Source organism: Vibrio sp. V39_P1S14PM300, from assembly GCF_009904765.1.
GTDB lineage: Bacteria > Pseudomonadota > Gammaproteobacteria > Enterobacterales > Vibrionaceae > Vibrio > Vibrio proteolyticus.
In genome coordinates this window covers 1-3,449 of the sequence record NZ_WXWP01000305.1, presented here as the reverse complement: position 1 = coordinate 3,449, position 3,449 = coordinate 1, and the positions used below count along the sequence as shown (strand labels likewise).

The window sequence follows — 3,449 nt, the reverse complement described above, 5'->3', positions numbered from 1 at the left end:
TTCCTGATCATTGCACTTATTAATATCGTTTTCGGCGTATTTTTATCTTCGGAACTCAAAAGCATCAAAGTTGAGCTGCTTAACTACACCGACGACACGTTACCAGCCGTTGAACGTGTCGACGCCATCAGAGACGATCTTTCCCGCTGGCGACGTTCGCAATTTGTGGCGTACACATTTGATGATCCAGAGAAAATACGCAATCAAATCTCTCGTAACCTTCGTAAACGTCAGGAAATTGCACGTGAATTAGAGTCATACGGTCAAACTGTCTGGCCAGGTGAAGAGCAACAGACCTATCAACAGGTCATGCGCTACCTAGAGACGTACCTGAGCACCATGGACCGATACAACGACACAATGTTGGCCAACGACAAAAGCAAAGCACAACCTATCCTTGCCTCTTCTTTGTCTGCTTTTGAAGCGGTTGATGCTGAACTCGGTAAGTTGATCAAGATCCTGAAACAGGCGATGGACAACAACAGGAATAATATCCTCAAGTCTATCAATGATCTGAGTTCTTCATCCATCATCAGCAATGTGGTGATTCTGCTGATCATGGTCGCAATGACATACCTGTTGACCCGTCTGATCTGTGGGCCATTAAAACTGGTGGTCGAGCAGGCAAACTCCATTGCTACCGGCGATCTGTCCAATGACATTAACCGTCAGGCCATCGGCAACGACGAACTGGGCGAACTGGCTGACGCCACCAGTAAAATGCAGGACGATTTACGTCAGGTAATCGACAATGTGATCGCCGCGGTTACGCAACTGAGCAGTGCCGTTGAGGAAATGACACAAATTTCCGATATTTCCGCGTCGGGGATGAAAGATCAGCAACTGCAAATCACGCACATCGCCACAGCCATGACAGAAATGAAAGCCGCGGTAGAAGACGTTGCCCGTAATACGGAAGAATCCGCCAACCAGGCGAGCGAAGCTAACCAGCGCACCCAACACGGTGTTCAGGTGACTCAGCATATGGTGAATACCATCGAAGACGTCGCCAACGTAATTGGTAACGCCGGTGACACCGTGACGGAACTTGAACTGCAATCGAGTAAGATCAACGTCATCGTTGACGTTATCCGTGATATCGCCGATCAAACCAACCTATTGGCGCTCAACGCAGCGATTGAAGCAGCACGAGCAGGTGACTCTGGCCGCGGCTTTGCTGTGGTTGCCGACGAAGTCAGAACGTTAGCGGGCCGCACGCAGCATTCCACCAGTGAAATTACAACCATCATTGAGCAGTTGCAATCACTGGCAAAAGAAGCCAAATCGGCCACTGAACTCTCACGCAGCAGCATCACCGAATGCGCGCAGCAAGGCGTTCAGTCTAAGCAGTTGATGGGTGAAATCGAACGTTCCATTTCCGACATTTCAGACATGGGCAGCCAGATCGCAACCGCATGTAATCAACAAGATTCCGTTGCCGACGAGTTAAGCCGCAGTATCGAAAACATTCACTTCGCTTCGCAAGAAGTGTCGCAAGGCTCACAGCAAACCGCCCAGGCTTGCCGCGAACTAAGTCAGCTCTCTGTCTCACTTCAGGAAGTGATGGGCCGCTTCAAGCTCAAATAACACTTTCGATGCTCCGGCCTGGCCGGAGCATCAACCCAGAGCGATTCCGCTCAATATAGATACCCATTCAAGAAAACCAATACACCTGCGTATGGAGACTTTATGCGCTTTAAAAAAACTTTGCTCTCATTCTCAATTGCCACCGCAACACTTACCGCTATGCCTGCGAACAGCGCCCCACAACTCCTAGTCAGTGCGGATATTCAACAAGAAGACATTCAGGCAGCGAACGCCTGGCTGGAGATTAACCTCGGGCAGTTTCGTGAGAATATTGAGCAATTTAAGTCTCACATGAACAGCCATACAAAAATTTGTGCTGTGATGAAAGCAGACGCTTACGGCAATGGCATTCAGGGCCTGATGCCAACGATTATTGAACAGCAGATCCCGTGTGTGGCTATCGCCAGCAATGCAGAAGCACAAGCAGTGCGCGACAGTGGCTTCGAAGGCCAATTGATGCGTGTGCGCTCAGCCAGCCTTGGAGAAATCAAAGACGCTCTTCATCTCAATGTCGAAGAGCTGATCGGCAGCGCGGCGCAAGCCAAAGCGCTGACCAAACTGGCTAAGACCTCAGGTCAAACAATCAAAGTTCACCTGTCACTCAACGATGGCGGTATGGGCCGTAATGGCGTTGACATGACCACCGAAGACGGCAAGCAAGAAGCTCAAAAAATCGCCAGCTCTACAGGCATACGCATTGTTGGTATCATGACCCACTTCCCGAACTATGACGCCGATGATGTAAGACGGAAACTGGCGTCGTTTAAAGAGAGTTCTGCGTGGCTGATTGAGCACTCTCCCCTTCAACGCGATGACATTTTGCTGCACGTCGCAAACTCGTACACAGCGTTAAATGTACCAGAAGCACAGCTGGATATGGTGCGCCCGGGTGGCGTTCTGTACGGCGACCTGCCGACCAATCTGGAATACCCTTCGATTGTGTCGTTCAAAACTCGTGTGGCGTCTCTGCATCACCTGCCAGAAAACAGCACCGTTGGCTATGACAGCAGCTTTACCACCACTCAAGAGAGCCTGATGGCTAATATCCCGGTCGGCTACTCTGATGGCTACCCTCGCAAAATGGGCAACAAAGCGGAAGTCATCATCAATGGTCAGCGCGCGCAAGTCGCCGGTGTGGCCTCAATGAACACCACCATGGTCGATGTTTCCAACATCAAAGGAGTCAAGCCTGGTAGTGAAGTCGTACTGTTTGGCAGCTCGAAAGGCCAAACCATCTCTGCCGCAGAAATGGAAAATAGCGCCGAAGTTATCTTCCCGGAGCTTTACACCATTTGGGGCAATGCCAACCCAAGAATCTACGTAAAATAAGTGTTGGGCAGATAAAACAAAGCGAGCCTTTTGGCTCGCTTTATGTTTATTACGCTGTTGCAGGTTCAGATTGAATCTTGTGCTGAATTTGGTGAATACCCAACTTCGACCTGCAAGCTTAATCAGGCTAAACGCGTTCGACTAACCCAAATTTTTTAAAAAAGTCCGATAAATCTAACGTGGCTAAGTCTTTAAACTCACCCGCATCGTAAAAACGTCCTTTACACGTCGGGCAACTTTCAAACCAAATATGCGGCTGCTTTGGATCCACCAGGCGCAATAACTGATTGTTCGGGCACACTGGGCAATTGATACGGTCTATGGCGTTAAAGGCTTTACCCACTTCTTCATCACCCGAATCAATTACCTCTGCCAGAGGTTTCATTGCTTCGACTTCATAAGCGTCAATCCACAAACCCTTGCACTCAGTACAACGTTCCACATCACCCAACGGGGTTTGCAGCTGTTCGAAATCAGAATGACATTTTGGACACTTCATATTTATTCCTTGTTGATCCAGTTATATTTAATTG

At 49.1% G+C, this 3,449-nt stretch carries 3 protein-coding genes; 2 read left to right on the top strand and 1 reads right to left on the bottom strand.

The genetic code is table 11. The features are described 5' to 3' along the window. Together CAG65_RS15590 and alr are read left to right on the top strand one after the other, a co-directional pair. A partial coding sequence (locus tag CAG65_RS15590) for a methyl-accepting chemotaxis protein (RefSeq protein WP_237668833.1) occupies positions 1-1,587 on the top strand: 1,587 nt, incomplete at its 5' end. Between the two features lie 102 nt (positions 1,588-1,689). Next, complete coding sequence (gene alr, locus CAG65_RS15585; RefSeq protein ID WP_161454236.1) at positions 1,690-2,916, top strand: alanine racemase; 1,227 nt, start codon at positions 1,690-1,692, stop codon at positions 2,914-2,916. Between the two features lie 127 nt (positions 2,917-3,043). Here alr and CAG65_RS15580 read toward each other — a convergent pair whose 3' ends face one another. Beyond that, entirely contained in the window at positions 3,044-3,415 is a 372-nt protein-coding gene (locus CAG65_RS15580) for a zf-TFIIB domain-containing protein (RefSeq protein WP_021704788.1), read from the bottom strand. Between the last annotated feature and the right edge of the window lie 34 nt (positions 3,416-3,449).